The 19,143-nt window shown below is 61.0% G+C and carries 9 protein-coding genes and 2 pseudogenes; 6 read left to right on the top strand and 5 right to left on the bottom strand.

All coding sequences use genetic code 11. From position 1 onward, the window contains the following. The 4 genes and pseudogenes from CON76_RS09430 to CON76_RS09415 all read left to right on the top strand — a co-directional run. Window positions 1-769, top strand: a pseudogene (locus tag CON76_RS09430) (anti-phage ZorAB system protein ZorA); the annotation flags it as partial. Window positions 770-772: 3 nt separating this feature from the next. Continuing rightward, entirely contained in the window at window positions 773-1,540 is a 768-nt protein-coding gene (locus tag CON76_RS09425; RefSeq protein ID WP_101103097.1) for a flagellar motor protein MotB, read from the top strand. Further along, window positions 1,519-3,213 (top strand): EH signature domain-containing protein, encoded by a 1,695-nt coding sequence (locus CON76_RS09420; RefSeq protein WP_101103096.1) that lies wholly within the window; start codon window positions 1,519-1,521, stop codon window positions 3,211-3,213. The genes CON76_RS09425 and CON76_RS09420 overlap by 22 nt, the downstream gene beginning before the upstream one ends. An 8-nt stretch (window positions 3,214-3,221) precedes the next feature. Then, entirely contained in the window at window positions 3,222-6,527 is a 3,306-nt protein-coding gene (locus tag CON76_RS09415; RefSeq protein ID WP_240592824.1) for a DEAD/DEAH box helicase, read from the top strand. Window positions 6,528-6,556: 29 nt separating this feature from the next. On the opposite strand, the gene clpB is transcribed toward CON76_RS09415, so the two are convergent. The 3 genes from clpB to hrpA form a co-directional block, all read right to left on the bottom strand. Next, window positions 6,557-9,160, bottom strand: coding sequence for an ATP-dependent chaperone ClpB (clpB, locus tag CON76_RS09410; protein ID WP_101103094.1), 2,604 nt, complete (start codon window positions 9,158-9,160; stop codon window positions 6,557-6,559). 110 nt (window positions 9,161-9,270) lie between these two features. Continuing rightward, the gene (locus tag CON76_RS09405) at window positions 9,271-9,552 is read right to left on the bottom strand and encodes a hypothetical protein (RefSeq protein WP_101103093.1); all 282 of its coding nucleotides are present in this window, start codon (window positions 9,550-9,552) and stop codon (window positions 9,271-9,273) included. A 26-nt stretch (window positions 9,553-9,578) separates the two neighbouring features. Further along, the gene (gene hrpA / locus CON76_RS09400; protein ID WP_240592828.1) at window positions 9,579-13,625 is read right to left on the bottom strand and encodes an ATP-dependent RNA helicase HrpA; all 4,047 of its coding nucleotides are present in this window, start codon (window positions 13,623-13,625) and stop codon (window positions 9,579-9,581) included. A gap of 69 nt (window positions 13,626-13,694) precedes the next feature. Between hrpA and argA the strand changes: the two genes are divergently transcribed. Together argA and CON76_RS09385 are read left to right on the top strand one after the other, a co-directional pair. Further along, the gene (argA, locus tag CON76_RS09395) at window positions 13,695-15,044 is read left to right on the top strand and encodes an amino-acid N-acetyltransferase (RefSeq protein WP_101103091.1); all 1,350 of its coding nucleotides are present in this window, start codon (window positions 13,695-13,697) and stop codon (window positions 15,042-15,044) included. A 65-nt stretch (window positions 15,045-15,109) separates the two neighbouring features. Further along, window positions 15,110-16,664: pseudogene (locus CON76_RS09385) on the top strand (methyl-accepting chemotaxis protein). Window positions 16,665-16,731: 67 nt separating this feature from the next. Here CON76_RS09385 and ahpF read toward each other — a convergent pair. Both ahpF and ahpC read right to left on the bottom strand, forming a co-directional pair. Beyond that, window positions 16,732-18,297, bottom strand: coding sequence for an alkyl hydroperoxide reductase subunit F (ahpF, locus tag CON76_RS09380; RefSeq protein WP_101103088.1), 1,566 nt, complete (start codon window positions 18,295-18,297; stop codon window positions 16,732-16,734). A 219-nt stretch (window positions 18,298-18,516) separates the two neighbouring features. Next, entirely contained in the window at window positions 18,517-19,080 is a 564-nt protein-coding gene (gene ahpC / locus CON76_RS09375) for an alkyl hydroperoxide reductase subunit C (RefSeq protein WP_101103134.1), read from the bottom strand. Window positions 19,081-19,143 lie beyond the last annotated feature (63 nt).

Below are 19,143 nucleotides of genomic sequence, written 5' to 3'. Positions count from 1 at the left end.
AACCGCCGAAGCCACCAGCAACCTACTCCAGCAACTTGGTGATACATCGGGCCAACTGCTGGCCAAGCTGCAAGAGAAAACCCAGCAGGCGGAACAAAACCATACAGCACAGCAACAAGCCCTTGCACAACAAGTGACAGATTTGCTCGAAAAACAACAGGCTCAAATTGCTCGACTCGGTGATACCGTGCAAGCGGCATCCACAGCCATGCGGGAATCGGTGGTGCAACTGCACTCCAGCACCAACAGCCATGTCGAACGCATGGGCCAAGGTGCCACACAACTCAACCATGCAGCCACCACATTGACCAACAATTTGGGGCAGATCAAAACAGTGACCGATGGTATAGGCACAAACGTCGACAGGCTGAACCAAACCGCATCCGGGCTGAACAATGCAATCGCCACAGCCCAACAAATTTTGCTCGATCACAAATCGGTCAGGGATGCCCTGTTGGCCATGGTGAACGATCTGCGTGCCACGGTCGAAAACGCCAAACGCGAAGCTGGACTCACTGCAGAACTTGTCCGTGGTCTGCAGTCTGCCAGCCAAAAATTGGTGGAAGCCCAGCAAACCGCCGACCATTACCTGGAAAGTGTCACCGATGTGATGACCACCGCACATGCAGAATTTGCCAACCAAATTCGAAGCACGCTGCGCGAGGGCAACAGTGCCTTCCACAGCGAACTGGCCCAAGCCACAGGCCTGCTCAAAGGTGCCATCCAGGATCTGGGCGATGTGCTGGACAACCTGCCCTCCAGGCGCTGAACCATGATTGGAGGACTGAAGACAGCCGGTGGCCGACGCGTACGGGAAGAAGGAGAAAAACCGTTCTGGATCTCGTTTTCCGACCTGATGTCGGCGCTCATGGTCCTGTTCCTGGTGGCCATGAGCGTGGCACTGCTGGCCATCACCAGCAAGGTTTCGACAGAGGAAGCCCAGGAAACAGAGCGCACACGTGCAATTTCCGATTTCATGAAAGAAATCGAACACATACTGACCGCTGAAGAGTTCGAAGGTGTCAAAGTCGTTGGCAACACGATCGACTTCGGGCCACGTGGCCGCTTCGAACGCGAAGGGCAAAACCAATTGTCAGCCGCCCAAAGGCAGCTGGTGCTGCAGTTCACCCCCAGGCTGCTGGACAAGCTGCGCACCTCCGAGGCGGGCCAACACTGGTTCAAGCGTGCGGTGGTGGAGGGTTATGCCAGCCGTTCGGGAAAATACCTGTTCAACCTCAACCTCAGCTTGGAACGCAGCGAGCGTGTGCTGTGCGATCTGCTGCGTGACCCAGACGACGGCACGCCACCGCTGAACCTTGAAGACCGGATGTTGATCGCTACACAATTTTTCGTTGGGGGCGGGTCCTTTAACTCCTTGCAACCGACAGCACTGGAAAGCCGCCGCATCGAGTTCAAGCTGGAGTTCAAGACCCGTCAAGAACGCAACCTCGAACTGGCCAACCCGCCAGCAAAAATTGACCGGGCAGCACTGGTTGAGGCCTTGGATACCAAAGAGCCATGTCCCATCGTCAACCGATAGACGCCCTGCGTGCTGGTCTGCACCAAGCACTCGCGCTCAAAAATACCAGCCCAACCCAACCCTGGGGCCATCCCTCGGCCATGCATGAAGTGCTGGCCAGCATCCAACGCGACCTGGGCGCACAAGCCGATACCAGACCACCGCAGGACAAGGTAGAGGCATCACTGCTGCATTACCAAAAAACCCGGGAGCTGCCCAACTTCAACAGCCTGAAATATGTGTGCTACGGCATCACGGTGCCGATTGGCCTGGGACAATGGCGCGTCATTGACGACCAGCTTTTGTGCGCGCATCTTTTTGCCCAAGTGCGTCAACGTCAGGGACAGGCCAAGCAGTTCCGCCGTTGCTACCAAGGTTTGCTTGAAAGCTACTTCAACTTCAGCCGACAACATCGTGCAGACAATGTCACGCAAACGAATTGGGGCGGGCTGAGGCGATTTCTTTCCAGCAATTTGGATCCAGTCTTGCAGGCGTCAAGCGCGAGAGGCGAGCCCCCGCCGTGGCTGACGACACTGGCTGCGCACCGGAATCTGCTGGGTGATGACCCTTGCAGCCGCTACGCCGCAGGGTTCATGCACGACGAAATCCAGGAGTTCCGAATGATGTGTGCCACTCTGGGCATTCCCGGCAACTCCTGGGTCTGGGAAGATGCGTTGCTGGCCTACGTGCGCGCGGTGTGCCAAAGCCCAGACGACATCTTCAAGCGGCGCATGCCCAAGGTGCTGGCATTGGTCGATGGCAAGCTGGATATGCGGCTGCCACACTTGTATGCAGTTCAAGCGGTAGGCATGACGGTGGCCCGCTATGCAGCATGCCAAGACAAGCCAGCAGACACAGGTCTGCTTGACGCCTGCATCAAGTGGATTGGTAGCCCTTGGCGCGAGCGCACCAAGTGGGACGCTGCCGTCAACAATGAGGCGGCCCGGAAAATGGTGGAAGGCTGGCTGAACCGCCAGAACATCAGGGACTTCTTCGCGCTGCTGGCTGAGGATGGCGCTGCCGATTTGCGGCGTCTGAACTATTGGCTCAGGTGGGAACAGCACATCAGTGAGATGTGGTTTGCATTGGGGTACAGCGCAGCAAGCAACCATAGCCCGGCCTTCGTCGAAGTGCGCAAACGCATGGAGGGGCGCAACAGGGTGCTGCGCGACAACAACCCTTACAACAATGCCTTCATCATGCGCATTGGCCAACTTCTTGTCATTGAGTTTGGGCTCACAGGAAATGCTTGCTACGTGTTCGCCGCAGCCGACTTTGCCACCAACCTGAGTCAGCCATCATTTTCCATCCATGAGTTAAAACAAAGATCAGGAGCGACACGGCTCCTTCATGGCGGAGATTGGGAATTCAACTTTGATCAAAAGCTCAGATGGCTTCTGCAGAAAGTTCCACTGACCAGTGGCAACCTCGCACCTGCATCAAGTTCATCGAACACGCACCACGCCAATACGTCCGGCGAGAACGGCACTCCCAAAAAATTTGTCATTCTCTCGATGTGCGGACAACACGGCCTGGAATACGAGGACAACCGGCCCTACGGCGGTGCGTTCTGGGTGCTCATTGAGTCAGCCCATCCCGCGCAGCTGTATCCCAGACTGACAGACTTTTTGGAGCAAGCAGGGTTCAAGTGGCGCCCGGGGAGAGGCTACTGGATCAAAGGTGAAATTCAATAAAAATCACCATGTTCAGAAAGCTCTTCCAAAAAATAGCGGCCACACGCACAGCAGAAGTGCCACTGCCACCAGCCGACCACCATCGCATGGTGACGTTCGATGCAGAGGGGGCGCACTACCCCGCCCCGGGCATGGCGGCCACGCACTGGCTGCACCAGCCTTACGAGGCGGGAGAGCAGGCAGAACTCGGTGCCCGCCTGTCACAACTGGCACTGGCGGGCTTGGGGAAATGCTGTCCAGATGAATTTTTTCTCAGCTGGAATGACCTGTACGCGGTGCTGCGCGATCCCGACTTTGCTGCCCACCGAGATGCTCTACACATTCCGCCCGACACCTTGGCACGGCCTAGGCTGGCCAGCAGTGGTGCCTTGATGGATGCTGATTTCACACTCCTGATTGACGGATGGCTGGATCCGCAAGGCAAGCCTGTGCAACCCACGCCCAAACTCAAGGGCCGACTGCTGGAGATAGGAGAAGCCGCTGGTCTGCTGCCTGAACCCCTGCACATTTTGTTCGCACAATTGGAACGGTTTCATGCCACCCCAATCGGTGAGCGCACCCAAGCCCTCAAAGAACAGACTGTTGGCCGTATCCGCAAGCTCGCCAGCGCCAGCAACTGCTCGTTGTCCGACTACTTGGCACGCACCATCGTTCTGACACCCGATCAACTCCAGCTTGCCATGGAGCAACGCAAGGTAGGTGATGAACACGTCTTGGAAGTGATGCCGCGCTTTGATGAAGCTCCAAGCCAATGGCTCAATCAGTTTGATCGCCTTCCCTTGCAAGACAGCTACGACGTTGCAGATGGCCCTTCATTGGTACGCGTTGTCGTTACGCCAGAGGTCAAGTCCGTGCTGGCAGAAATCAAACGGATGCCGGGGCGCAGGGCCTACGGCCCACGTGCTCAGGCTTTTGTGCGCAACCCCTTTGCGGTGCTGGGCGAGGCATCGGAAAAGGTCATAGACCCTGTGCAGTTTGAACAAGCCCGCGACGACGCCGGTATCCGCTTTGAACGCTTCATGCCACAGGTAGAACACGGCGAGTTCGGCGAAGTGCAGCGCGTTGGCCTGCAGGTGGAAAGTATCGGTCAAGGTGTGGCGGAATCGAACCCGGTCTGGTTTTCCAACCCGGACGACCTGGCACGCTTTACATCCAGGCTGGGTCGTTGCCTGGACGACGGGTCGCAGTGCGTGCGCTGGTTGGGCAGGGAGTTTGAAATTCTGGGCGAAACACCAGAACACCTGAAGCAGCTACAGATCTGGCTGCGCGATTGGAGTCACCCCCAACTCTGGACTGCGAGCGAGGTGCTCGACCTCAGCCACTACTCGGAGCGCATCCAGAAAATTGGGACAGAAACTGCCTGCATCACACCCGTCATTGCCCGCAACGACGAGGGCAACGGCTGGTTTGAAGGCAATGTCAGTGTCGGCATCCGGGTCGATGGCAAGGCAGATGCTGCCCCGACTTTCGTTCCAATCTCGTTTGACGAAGTCCCCACGCTGCAGCAAGCCGTCCAAGCCGCCGAATCGGAATGCCGCACACTGGTTGAACTACCGGGTTTGTCCACTCCTGTCCCCATCGGGGAGGCCAAAGCCGCGCTGAATGCACTGGCCCAAGTCCAGCAAGAACTCAAAAAGGACACCTTTGAGCCCAAAGGCAACGCAGGCAGCGCACCTTCAACAGCCAAGCGGCTGGTCATCAAGTCCAACCTCGAAGCCATCGATTACACCGAAGCCCGCGCCGAGGCACTGACCATGCCAGAAGGTGCCAGCCCCATCATCCCCTGCTCGCTCAGGCCAGAGATCGCACTCAAGCCGCACCAGGAAGTTGGCATTGCCTGGCTGCAACATCTCTGGTCGATGTCACCCCAGCATTGCCGCGGCACGGTGCTGGCCGACGACATGGGACTGGGCAAGACGCTGCAACTGCTGACCTTCATCACGTCCTGCTTTGAGCAAGACCCCAAGCTGCCACCCGCCCTTGTGGTGGCCCCCGTCGCGCTGCTGGAGAACTGGCGCAATGAACTGGGGCGCTTTTTCCAGCCTGGCACACTGCCACTGTTGATGCTGTACGGCGACACACTCAAATCTCTGCGGGTGAGCAAGCATGAGTTGGATGAGGAGCTGAAGGCGCAAGGCATCACGCGGCTACTCAAGAAAGGCTGGGTCGGCGATGCCAGGCTGGTTCTGACGACCTACGAAACGATGCGCGACCTGGAGTTCGCCCTGGCCAGTCAAGCGTGGTCGGTCATGGTCTGCGACGAGGCACAGAAGATCAAGACACCCGCTGCCATGGTCACCCGTTCGGCCAAGAAGCAGAAGGTCAGATTCCGTATTGCCTGCACAGGTACGCCCGTCGAGAACACGCTCGCCGATCTCTGGTGCCTGTTCGATTTCGTGCAGCCAGGGATGCTGGGAGCATTGAGCCAGTTTTCCCGCACCTACCGCCAGCCCATTGAAGCCAAGACCCAGGAGCAGGTGGCCAAGGTCGAAGAACTGAGAAGCCTGATCAAACCGCAAATTCTGCACCGCAAGAAAACCGAGGTGGCCAAAGACCTGCCCCAGCCGGTCGAGGACGCTTGCTGCAAGCGATTGCCCATGTCACCATACCAATTGAATCTGTACGAAGGCGCTTTGAAAACGCTGAAGACGCAACGGGAAACCAACCCGTCAGCACAGCTGCAAGCCCTGCTGGCCATCAGGCAGATTTGCTCAGACCCACATGGTTACGCAGAAAAAGATGCACTGCGCTTGCCCATCGATCGGATCGTCAACGAATCACCCAAGATGGGCTGGCTGGTGACCCTGCTCAAACACCTGGCCGCCGATACAGCGGCAGGACACAAAGTGATCGTGTTCTGCGAATTCCGCGAGCTCCAGCTCCAACTGCAGCGCGTGATCGCCGCCTTCTTTGGCATAGCAGCAAGCATCGTCAATGGCGACACATCTGCCGATCCGCGCGTGCTCTACAACCGTCAACAGTTGATCGACGCTTTTCAGGACAAGGCCGGTTTTAACGTCATCATCTTGTCACCGCTGGCCGTCGGCTTTGGTGTCAACATCCAAGCGGCTAACCATGTCGTGCATTTCACCCGAACTTGGAACCCGGCCAAAGAGGATCAGGCAACAGCACGGGCCTACCGCATCGGCCAGAAACGCGCTGTGCAGATCTACCACCCCGGCGTGGTCAGTGACAAATTTCCGAGCTTTGATGTCCGACTGGACGCGCTCTTGGGCAAGAAGCGCGAACTGGCGTCGGACATGCTCAACGGGTGCAGCGACATCAAGGCTGCCGACTTCGCGGATTTCGCCTGAACGCCTGGCAGCACTTCAACGCGGCTGCGTCAATGCACCACCCGCCCAAACTGGAACTGCCCCGGCGCGGTGATGGGATCGACCGTGACCGGGATGTCGCTCTTGGGCGCAAAGCGGCCTTCCAGCAGCAGTTTGGACAGCGGGTTCTCGATGCGTTGCTGGATGGCGCGCTTGAGCGGGCGTGCCCCAAACACCGGGTCGAACCCGACCTTGGCCAGTTCGGCCAGCGCGGCTTCGCTGACTTGCAGGTGCAAATCCATCTTGGCCAGCCGCTCGGTCAACACCTGGAGCTGGATGCGGGCGATGTTGGCAATGTGCTCGGCGTTGAGGCCGTGGAACACCACCGTTTCGTCGATGCGGTTCAAGAACTCAGGACGGAAGTGCTGCTTGAGCTCGCCCCACACCGCATCCTTGATGTCTTCCGCGTCCTGCCCCACCATCGCCTGGATCAGCGGTGAACCGATGTTGGAAGTCATCACAATCACGGTGTTTTTGAAGTCCACCGTGCGGCCTTGGCCGTCGGTCAAGCGGCCATCGTCCAGCACCTGCAACAGCACATTGAACACGTCGGGGTGGGCTTTTTCCACCTCATCCAGCAAGATGACGCTGTACGGCTTGCGGCGCACGGCTTCGGTCAGGTAGCCGCCCTCGTCGTAACCCACGTAGCCGGGGGGCGCACCAATCAGGCGGCTCACCGAGTGCTTCTCCATGAACTCGCTCATGTCGATGCGGATCATGTGTTCTTCGGTATCAAACAAAAAGGTGGCCAGCGCCTTGCACAATTCGGTCTTGCCCACGCCGGTGGGGCCAAGGAACAGGAAGCTGCCCAGCGGGCGGTTCGGGTCGCTCAGGCCAGCGCGGCTGCGGCGGATGGCGTTGGCCACCGCAATGATGGCCTCGTCCTGCCCCACCACGCGCTCGTGCAGTTTGGCCTCCATCGCCAGCAGCTTGTCGCGCTCGCCCTGCATCAGTTTGCTGACCGGAATGCCGGTGGCGCGGCTGATGACTTCGGCAATTTCCTCCGCGCCCACTTGGGTGCGCAGCAATTTGGGGCGCTGGGTGCCGCCATCGCCCGCCGCTTCCTTGGCTTGGGCTTCTTTCAGGCGTTTTTCCAATTCAGGCAACTGGCCATATTGCAACTCGGCCACCTTGTTGAAGTCGCCCTTGCGCGTGAATTCTTCGATATCCAGCTTGATGCGCTCGATCTCTTCGCGCACGGTGCCCGAGGTCTGCACGCTGGCTTTTTCGCTTTTCCAGATCTCGTCCAGATCGTTGTACTCGCGCTGGAGCTTGACCAGTTCTTCCTCGATCAGCGCCAGCCGTTTCTGCGAGGCTTCGTCTTTTTCGCGCTTGACCGCTTCGCGCTCGATCTTGAGCTGGATCATGCGGCGGTCCAGCTTGTCCATCACCTCGGGCTTGGAATCCAGCTCGATCTTGATCTTGGCCGCCGCTTCGTCGATCAGATCAATCGCTTTGTCGGGCAAAAAGCGGTCGGTGATGTAGCGGTGGCTGAGTTCCGCCGCTGCCACAATGGCCGGGTCGGTGATATCAACGTTGTGGTGCTTCTCGTAACGCTCCTGCAAGCCACGCAAGATGGCGATAGTGTCTTCCACGCTGGGTTCATCAACCAGCACCTTCTGGAAGCGGCGCTCCAGCGCGGCGTCTTTTTCGATGTATTTGCGGTATTCGTCCAACGTGGTGGCACCGATGCAGTGCAGCTCACCGCGTGCCAGCGCGGGTTTGAGCATGTTGCCCGCGTCCATTGCGCCTTCGGCCTTGCCCGCCCCGACCATGGTGTGCAGCTCGTCAATGAACAGGATGATCTGGCCTTCTTCCTGCGCCACTTCTTTGAGCACGGCCTTGAGGCGCTCCTCAAACTCGCCCCGGAACTTGGCCCCAGCCAGCAGGCCCGCCATGTCCAGCACCAGGACTTTCTTGTCTTTCAGGCTGTCGGGCACTTCACCGGCCACAATGCGCTGGGCCAAGCCTTCCACAATCGCGGTCTTGCCCACACCCGGCTCGCCAATCAGCACCGGGTTGTTCTTGCTGCGGCGTTGCAGCACTTGGATGGCGCGGCGGATTTCGTCGTCGCGGCCAATCACAGGGTCGAGTTTCCCGGCACGGGCGCGCTCGGTCAGATCGAGGGTATATTTTTTCAGGGCCTCGCGCTGGCCTTCGGCTTCGGGGCTGTCCACTTTCTGGCCGCCGCGCACCGCGTCGATGGCGGTTTCCAGCGTCTTGCGGTTCAGGCCCGCTTTGCGCGCCTCATCGGCCAAGGCGATCTTGCTGTCGGCCAGCGCCAGCAAGAACAGTTCACTGGCCACAAACTGGTCGTTGCGTTTGATGGCCTCTTTTTCCGCCGCTTGCAGCAGCGACACCATGTCACGCCCCACCTGCACTTGCTCCTGGCCTTGCACCTGGGGCAGCTTCTTCACCGCCGCTTCGGTGGTTTGGGCCAGCACATCGACCTTGACCCCCGCACGTTGCAGCAGGGCTTTGGGGCCATCTTGTTGCCGCAACATGGCGGCCAGCACGTGCGCTGGCTCAATGTAGGCGTTGTCGTTGCCCAGTGCGAGGGTCTGTGCCTCGCCCAAAGCTTCCTGGAACTTGGTGGTGAGTTTGTCGATTCGCATGAAGTGGCTCCGAAGGTTCTGAAGGTCTGGAATGACCTGAACATGGGAGCCATTTCACCGCATTTCAAGACAGATGCCAAGTGAATACCGGCATCTGCCCCACACCGGGTTTATTGCGCGGTGCTGTTGTTGCCCAGCAGCGCGGGGTCGGCGGCTTCAGCGGGTTGGGGCTTGAGCACGCCGTCGGCCAGCAGCTTCTTGACCAACCGCTCTTGCATGCCAAAGGCGCGCACGAAGCCTTCCAGCGGCATCACCACTTGCTGGGTCGGGGTAGCGCGCAGCTCCTGCTTGCCATCGGCACCCGTGACGGGGGTGAGGGTACCCAAATCCATGCGCACCAGCGGGCCGGTGACGGAGAGGTTGAGAACGGTATCGGCAAAGTTGGTTTGCATCGCAAAGTCTCCTGACAAAAATTTGATTATGAGCCCAACTGCGCCCACACTTTGTCCAGCCGCTTGACGCTGACGGGTTGCGGCGTGCGCAACTCTTGGGCAAAAAAGCTCACGCGCAGTTCTTCCAGCAGCCAGCGCAGTTCGTTCATGCGTTCGTCCACCACGCCTTTGCGTTCGGCCAGCAAGCGCCAGTAACGCTGGTCTTGGGCTTTGGCTTCGGCCATGCGGGCGGTGTCGCGCGCGGGGTCGGCACGGATTTTGTCAAACCGCAAGGTGATGGCCTTGAGGTAGCGCGCAAAGTGCTGCAACGCGGGCCACGGTGCGTCCAGTAAAAAGCGTTTGCCCACCAGACGTTGCAACTGTTGCTGGGCATCGGCCACCGCGTCGGGGGCGTTCTTGCTGTTGTCCTTGAGCTTGCGCACCGCCGCGCCGTATTCGGCCAGCACGGTGCCACACAGGCGGGCCACTTCGTTGGCAATCAGGGTCAGGCGGCCCCGGCCTTCGTCGAGGCGGCGCTTGAAGTCGGCCTCGGTGGCGGGCAGCGGGTCGAGCAAAAAGGCGCGGTTCATGGCCACGGCGATGATCTGCTCGCGCAGCTCCTCTTGTGTGCCCAGCGCCATGTAAGCCACCGCCATCTTTTGCAGGTCGGGGATGTTTTTTTCCAGGTACTTCAGCGCGTCTTTGATGTGCAGCGCAAACAAACGGCGCAGACCAGCGCGGTGTTTCAGGGCAGCGACTTCGGGTTCGTCAAACACCTCGATGGTGACGGCATCGCCCGCATCGATCAAGGCCGGGAAACCGATCAGCGTCTGGCCGCCCTTGCGGATTTCCATGATCTCGGGCCAGTCGCCAAACGCCCACGTGGTGTGGCGCTGGGCGGTGTCGGCCGCCGGTGGCGGGGGGGATGCGGGTGCTGCTGCGGTGGCGGCGGTACCACGTCCTGCACCGGTGCGGGCGGCTGGTGCAGCGGTGCTAGCGGCGCGCTGGGGTGCGTCGGCAGCCGTATCGCCCTGACCCAGTACTACACCGATTTTCAGATTGGCCAACGCTTGGAACGCGCCGCGCGCCTTGGCTCCCCATTCGGCTTTCAACGCGGGCAGATTGCGGCTCTGGCCCAGTTGGCGGCCATGCTCGTCCACCACGCGCAGGTTCATGAAGTGGTGCGCTTGCAGCATGTCGAGCTTGAAGTCGGTGCGCTTCACGTCCAAGCTGGTCATCTGGCGCACTTCCTTCAGCAGCGCGTCGGTCAAGCTGCCTTGGCCCCAGCGTTCGGGTTGGGTCAACACGGCGGCCAGTTTCTCCGCGCTGTCGGGCAAGGGCACCAGCCGGGCGCGCGGTTTTTGCGGCAGGCTTTTGAGCAGTGCCTGGATCTTGTCTTTCAACATCCCCGGCACCAGCCATTCGCAGCGGTCTTCGCTGACCTGGTTCAGCACAAACAACGGCACTGTCACGGTCAGGCCGTCCTTGGCGTCGCCGGGCTGGTGCAGGTAGGCGGCGCTGCAATCCACGCCACCCAGCTTCACCACTTTGGGGAAGGCGTTGCTGGTCACGCCCGCGGCCTCGTGGCGCATCAGCTCGTCGCGCGTGAGCTTGAGCAGCGCCGGTTGCTGGCGCACCGCGTCGCGGTACCAGCGTTCCAGCTCGCGGCCACTGCACACCTCGGCGGGCAGCTGGCTGTCATAGAAGGCGTAGATCAGCTCGTCGTCCACCAGCACGTCCTGGCGGCGCGATTTGTGCTCCAGCTCCTGCACCTTCTGGATCAGCTTGCGGTTGGCGGCCAGGAACGGCAGCCGGGCCACGCTCTCGGCGGGCCAGGTGTCTTCGTGCAGCCCGGCCACCAAAGCTTCGCGGATCATCAGCTCGCGCGCCCCCACCGGATCCACCCGTGCGTACGACAGGCGACGCTGCTGGTACACCACCAGCCCGTACAGGGTGGCGCGTTCGTAGGCCACCACCTCGGCGGCTTTTTTCTCCCAGTGCGGATCCAGCGTCTGTTTTTTCAGCAGATGCGCGCCGACCTGCTCCAGCCACTGCGGCTCAATGGCGGCGATGCTGCGCCCGAACAATTTGGCGGTCTCCACCAGCTCGGCGGCCACAATCCAGCGCCCGGGGCGTTTGCTCAAATGCGCGCCAGGGTGGCGGTAAAACTTGATGCCGCGCGCGCCCAAGTACACGTCCTCGGTGTCGTGCTTGCAGCCGATGTTGCCCAGCAGCCCGGACAACATCGCCAAGTGCAGCTGCTCGTAGCTGGCGGGGGTGGTGTTGAGCTGCCAGCCGTGCTCGGCCACCACGGTGTGCAGTTGGCTGTGGATGTCGCGCCACTCGCGCAGGCGGCGCACGCTGATGAAGTTTTGCCGCAACAACGCTTCGTATTGGCGGTTGGAAATTTTGTGCGTGGCCGCAGCGGGCGCAGCCGTTTGGGCGGTGTGCTGCTTGGGGGTCTTGCCGCCGCGCGCTTCGTCGAGCCATTTCCACAGCTTGAGGTAGCTGCTGAACTCGCTTTTCTCGTCGTCGAACTTGGCGTGGGCTTGGTCGGCCTGCGCCTGCGCTTCCATCGGGCGTTCGCGCACGTCCTGCACGCTCAAGGCGCTGGCGATGATGAGCACCTCGTCCAGCGCGTTGCGGCTGCGCGCTTCCAGAATCATGCGGCCCACACGCGGATCCAACGGCAACTTGGCCAGTTCGCGGCCCAGTGGGGTCAGCTCGTTGGCCTCGTCCACCGCCCCCAACTCCTGCAACAGCTGGTAGCCATCGGTGATGGCGCGCCGCGTGGGCGCTTCCAGAAACGGAAAATCCTCGACCTGCCCCAAGTGCAGCGACTTCATGCGCAAAATCACCGCCGCCAGCGAGGAGCGCAGGATCTCGGGATCGGTGAAGCGTGGGCGGGCGTTGAAGTCGGCTTCGTCGTAGAGCCGGATGCAGATGCCATCGGCCACCCGGCCACAACGGCCCGCGCGCTGGTTGGCCGCCGCTTGGCTGATGGGCTCCACCAACAACTGTTCCACCTTGCTGCGCAAGCTGTAACGCTTGACACGCGCGGTGCCCGCATCAATCACATAGCGGATACCCGGCACCGTGAGCGAAGTTTCGGCCACGTTGGTGGCAATCACGATGCGGCGCTGGCCGTGCGGCTTGAAAATCTGGTCTTGTTCGGCCTGGCTCAAGCGGGCAAACAGCGGCAGCACCTCGACGTTACGAAGTGCCGGGATGTGGCTCAAGTGCTTGCGCAGGTGATCGGCGGCCTCGCGGATCTCACGCTCGCCGGGCAAAAAAATCAAAATATCGCCCGCGTGTGCGCCGCCGCGCCACAGCTCGTCCACCGCATCGGCCATCGCGCTGTTGAGGTCGTACTCGCGGCTGTCCTCGAACGGGCGGTAGCGCATCTCCACCGGAAACGTGCGCCCCGACACCATGATGACCGGCGCAGGCCCATGCCGCGACGCAAAATGCTGCGCAAAACGGTCGGCATCAATCGTCGCCGACGTGACGATCACCTTCAAATCGGGCCGACGCGGCAGGATTTGCCGCAGGTAGCCCAGCAAAAAGTCGATGTTCAGGCTGCGCTCGTGCGCCTCGTCGATGATGAGCGTGTCGTAGGCGTGCAGCAGCGGGTCGGTCTGCGTTTCGGCCAGCAAGATGCCGTCTGTCATCAATTTGACCGAGGCGTTTTTGCTCAAGCGGTCGTGGAAGCGCACCTTGTAGCCCACCACCTCGCCCAGCGGGGTTTGCAACTCCTCGGCAATGCGTGCCGCCACCGAACTGGCGGCAATGCGGCGCGGCTGGGTGTGGCCTATCAACTGGGGCCGGGCTGGGCGACGGGGGTCGGGGCGACGGCCACGCGGTCCGCCATCCGATGGCACCTGCGCCGCAGCCTGAGCGCCCGCTTCAGCCCCCGCCGCCAAGGCCTGGCGCTGCGCCTGGCCACCGCGCCCCATGGCCAGCGCAATTTTGGGCAACTGCGTGGTTTTGCCGGAGCCGGTCTCGCCACAGACGATGATGACTTGGTGCTCGCGCAGCGCGGCTTCAATCTCATGGCGCTTGCCGGACACCGGCAACGCATCGGGAAAAGTAATGTTCAAGGGAGCAAGCGGCACGTGGCAAACTTCGGTCTGTTGCAAAACCTTCCATTATCCCCGCCGCCCATGTCCGCTGTCTTCAACTTTACCTTTGTACCGTGGTTCCGTTCTGTGGCCCCGTACATCCACAAATTCCGCAACCAAACCTTTGTCATTGGCATTCCGGGCGAAGCCATTGCTGCGGGCAAGCTCCCCAACCTGGCGCAGGATTTGGCGCTGATCCAGAGCATGGGGGTGCGCATTGTGCTGGTACACGGCTTTCGGCCCCAGGTGAACGAACAACTGCTGGCCAAAGGCCATGCACCGCGCTACCACAACGGCACCCGCATCACCGACAGCGTGGCGCTCGATTGCGCACAAGAAGCCGCTGGCCAGTTGCGCTACGAAATTGAAGCCGCCTTCAGCCAAGGGCTGCCCAACACGCCGATGGCCGGGGCCACGGTGCGGGTGATTTCGGGCAACTTCATCACCGCGCGCCCGGTGGGCATTGTGGATGGCATCGACTACCAGCATTCCGGGCTGGTGCGCAAGGTGGACGTGGACGGCATTTTGCGCACACTGGACATGGGCGCGGTGGTGCTGCTGTCACCCTTTGGGTTCTCGCCCACGGGCGAGGCGTTCAACCTCAGCATGGAAGAAGTGGCCACCAGCGTGGCCACCGCGTTGCAGGCCGACAAGCTGATCTTCGTCACCGAAATCCCCGGCATCCGCATGGACCCGCACGCCCCGGCCAGCGACGACAACCCCATCGACACCGAACTGCCGCTGGCCCAAGCCGAACGCATTTTGGCCGAGCGCCCCCCCGGCCACAACCCCACCGACACCGGGTTTTACCTGCAACACTGCGTCAAAGCCTGCAAAAGCGGTGTCGAGCGCAGCCACATCATCCCGTTTGCGGTGGACGGCTCCCTGCTGCTGGAGGTGTACGTCCACGACGGCATCGGCACCATGGTGGTGGACGAAAAACTGGAAGAACTGCGCGAAGCCACCCCAGACGACGTGGGCGGCATCCTGCAACTGATCGAGCCGTTCGAAAAAGATGGCACGCTGGTCAAACGCAGCCGCACCGAGATCGAGCGCGACATCAGCAACTACACCATCGTGGAGCACGACGGCGTGATTTTTGCCTGCGCCGCACTCTACCCCTATCCTGAGGCCAAGACCGCTGAAATGGCCGCTGTCACGGTATCACCCCAAGCGCAAGGCCAAGGCGATGGCGAAAAAATTCTGCGCCGCATCGAACAGCGCGCCAAATACATGGGACTGGAGAGCATCTTTGTGCTCACCACGCGCACCATGCACTGGTTCATCAAGCGCGGCTTCCAGGCCGTGGACCCCGACTGGCTGCCCGAGGCACGCAAACGCAAGTACAACTGGGATCGCCGTTCTATGGTGTTGGTCAAAAAACTGAACTGATACCCCGTCATACCTCAAATGCCAGCTATGCTGCTGTATACCGTGGCTAGAATCCCATAAATCCCATTACCCTCCACACCATGCGCGTCGCACAAAAACTCTGGATCACCATACTGTCACTCTTGTCCATGCTGCTGCTGGTGTCGCTGCTGACCCAATACCGCAACGACCAGGCCATGAGCGAGGCCATGGCCTCCATCGAACGCATTGAACAATCCATCACACTGACCACCCGCTGGCAAGGCCTGACCGAAGTGGTGATTGAGCGCACGATGGCTTACATCAACGTGGTCGATCCAGCGGCCTCCAACATGCTGGGGGAACGCACCAAAGCCAACTCCGCGCAAATCAGCGACATTCAGCAGCAAGTGGGTCAGAACCTGAGCACCGCCGCAGAAAAAGAAGCGTTTGACAAGATTTCCAAAATTCGGGCGGAGGCGCTGGCCGTTCTGAAACAAATTCCAGAAGTCAAAGCCAAAGGCGATCCGGCGGCGGCGCTGGCTTTTACCCAACAGCAATTCCTGCCCGCCACCCAAAAACTAAAAACTGTTTGAAAGCCTGCAACAACTGGTGCAGGTACAAAAAACCCTGCGCGACCAAATCACCAAGGATGCAGAAGCCACGCGCCAGTGGTCGTCTTGGATCACCTTGCTGGCGGGTGCGTTGGTGTACGCCGTGGCCGTGGTGGCGGTGCTGTGGCTGGTGCGCTCCATCACCCAACCGCTGCATGATACCGTGACGCAAGCCCGCGCCATTGGCCACGGCGATTTGACGCACAACGTGACCGTCAACCGCAGCGATGAATTTGGCGATCTGCAAACCGAATTTATGCACATGACCGAACGCTTGCGCGGTCTGGTGGCGCAAGTGCGCCAAGGGGTGGATGCCATCTCCACCGCTTCCACCGAGATTGCCAACGGCAACAACGACCTGTCCAGCCGCACCGAACAAACCGCCTCCAGCCTGCAAGAAACCGCCGCCAGCATGGAAGAGTTGACCAGCACCGTCAACCAATCGGCCAGCACCGCACAGCGGGCCAGCGAACTGGCCGTGACCGCAGCACAAGCGGCCACACGTGGCGGCGATGTGGTGGATCAGGTGGTCAGCAGCATGCAGCACATCACCGAATCGTCGCGCCGCATTTCCGACATCATTGGCGTGATCGATGGCATTGCATTCCAAACCAACATTCTGGCGCTGAATGCGGCGGTCGAAGCCGCCCGCGCAGGCGAACAAGGGCGCGGGTTTGCTGTGGTGGCGGGTGAAGTGCGTACCCTGGCACAACGCAGCGCCGCAGCAGCCAAAGAGATCAAAGATTTGATCAACCAATCGGTGGCCAGCGTGGAGCAAGGCTCACAACAGGTGGAACAAGCCGGTGAGGCGATGGACAGAATCGTCGGTGGCGTGCGCGAGGTCAGTGCCTTGATCACCGAAATTTCCTCATCAGCGGGCGAGCAGCGCGAAGGCATTGGCCAAATCAACCAGTCGGTGGGCAATTTGGATCAAATGACCCAGCAAAATGCCGCGCTGGTCGAAGAGGCGGCCGCTGCGGCCACCTCACTGCGGGAGCAAGCACACCACCTGGCGCAGGTGGTGTCGGTATTCAAGACCGGCCACTGAACCGCCGCCGTAACAACAGGCTGGCCCCATCCCTGATACGGGGGTGGGGCCATTGCCTTGGTTACCGTCAGGCGTTGGGCGCAGAGGTGCGGATCAGGTGGTCAAACGCACCCAGCGCGGCCTTGGCCCCTTCGCCCGCGGCGATGATGATCTGCTTGTACGGCACCGTGGTGCAGTCGCCGGCCGCAAACACGCCCGGCACGCTGGTCTGACCCTTGGCATCCACCACAATTTCGCCGCGGTTGAGTTCCAGTGTGCCTTGCAACCACTCCGTGTTGGGCACCAGGCCAATCTGCACGAAGATGCCTTCCAGCGCGACGGTGTGCTCGGTACCGCTGATGCGGTCCTTGTACTTCAGACCGTTGACCTTCTGGCCGTCGCCGGTGATTTCGGTGGTCTGGGCGTTGGTGAGGATGGTCACGTTGGGCATGCTGCGCAGCTTGGTCTGCAGCACCGCGTCGGCGCGCAGCTGGTCACCGTACTCGATCAGGGTGACGTGGGCCACGATGCCGGCCAGGTCGATGGCCGCTTCCACGCCCGAGTTGCCCCCACCGATGACCGCTGTGCGCTTGCCCTTGAACAGCGGGCCGTCGCAGTGCGGGCAGTAGGCCACGCCCTTGTTGCGGTACTCATTCTCGCCCGGCACGTTGACGTTGCGCCAGCGCGCGCCGGTGGACAAAATGACGCTGCGCGACTTGAGCACGCCACCATTGGCCAGTTGCACCTCAATCAGCCCACCCGGCGTGGAGGCCGGCACCAGCTTGACGGCCTGTTGCAGGTTCATCACGTCCACGCCGTAGTGGCGCACGTGCGCTTCCAGCGCCGCCGACAGTTTTGGCCCTTGGGTTTCCAGCACCGAGATGTAGTTCTCGATACCCAACGTGTCGTTGACTTGGCCCCCCATGCGTTCGGCGGCCACGCCGGTGCGGATACCCTTGCGCGCGGCGTACACCGCAGCCGCTGCGCCAGCGGGGCCACCACCCACCACCAGCACGTCAAACGGGGCCTTGTCGTTGAGCTTGGCCGCTTCGCGCGCGGCGGAGTTGGTGTCCAACTTGGCCACGATCTCTTCCAGCGTCATGCGGCCCGAGCCAAACACCTCGCCGTTGAGGTACACCATCGGCACCGCCATCACTTGGCGCGCTTCCACCTCGGCCTGGTTCAGCGCCCCGTCGATCACCACGGTCTTGACCTTGGGATTGAGCACCGCCATCAGGCTCAGTGCCTGCACCACATCCGGGCAATTGTGGCAGCTCAGCGACATGTAGACCTCAAAGTTAAAGTCACCATCCAGCGCCTGGATCTGCTCGATCACCGCCGCTTCGGCCTTGGGCGGGTGGCCACCGGTCCACAGCAGCGCCAGCACCAGCGAGGTGAACTCGTGCCCCAGCGGGATCGCGGCAAAGCGCAGGCTTTGCTGCGTGCCCACACGCTGCAAACTGAACGACGGCTTGCGCTGGTCGTTGCCGTCGGTGCGCAGGCCGATCTTGTCGCTCAGGCCGACAATGGTCTCCAGCAGCGACTTGAGCTCCTGCGAGCTGCGGGAGTCGTCCAGCGAGGCCACCAGCTCGAACGGCTGCGTCACGCGCTCCAAGTAGGCTTGCAACTGGGCTTTGAGGTTGTCGTCGATCATGGGTCAATCCTTTGTGCGGTGAGGTGGAAAACAAGCTTTAGTTTAGGATATTTCTATTGAAACTTTGATTTATTATTCAAAAGCTATCAATAGGCAAAGCCCATCATCAGGCGGGCATGGGCCACAAGAAAAAAGGCGCTGCCGCAGGGCAACGCCTTCGAGACGGACGCGCAACGCGGCGCCACCACCTTGCACGCAAGGCGGGGCCGCGCAGCGGCATCAGATCTTGCCGACCAGGTCCAGCGACGGGGTGATGGTCTGGGCGCCTTCCTTCCACTTGGCCGGGCACACTTGGCCGGGGTTGGCGGCGGTGAACTGGGCGGCCTTGAGCTTGCGCAGGGTTTCCGACACGTCGCGGGCGATTTCGTTGCTGTGGATTTCAGCGGTTTTGACCACGCCTTCCGGGTTGATCACGAAGGTGCCGCGCAGGGCCAGGCCTTCTTCCGGAATGTGCACGCCGAACATGTTGGTCAGGGTGTGGGTCGGGTCGCCCACCAGCGGGAACTTGGCCTTGCCCACGGCGGGGCTGGTCTCGTGCCACACCTTGTGGCTGAAGTGGGTGTCGGTGGTCACGATGTAGACCTCAGCGCCAGCGGCCTGGAAAGCGGCGTAGTTGTCGGCGGCGTCTTCAATCTCGGTCGGGCAGTTGAAGGTGAAGGCCGCCGGCATGAAGATCACGACCGACCACTTGCCGTGGAAGGCTTGCTCGGTCACTTCGATGAACTGGCCGTTGTGGAAGGCCTGGGTCTTGAACGGTTGCACTTGGGTGTTGATGATCGACATTGTGACTTCCTTGATGAAGGGGTGGGAACGGACAGACCAGAACACGTCTGGCATGGCTCAAAT

This window comes from Macromonas bipunctata (assembly GCF_002837135.1).
Taxonomy (GTDB): domain Bacteria; phylum Pseudomonadota; class Gammaproteobacteria; order Burkholderiales; family Burkholderiaceae_C; genus Macromonas_A; species Macromonas_A bipunctata.
Note: the sequence above shows the minus strand (reverse complement) of the source record. Positions and strands in the feature narration are given on the sequence as shown.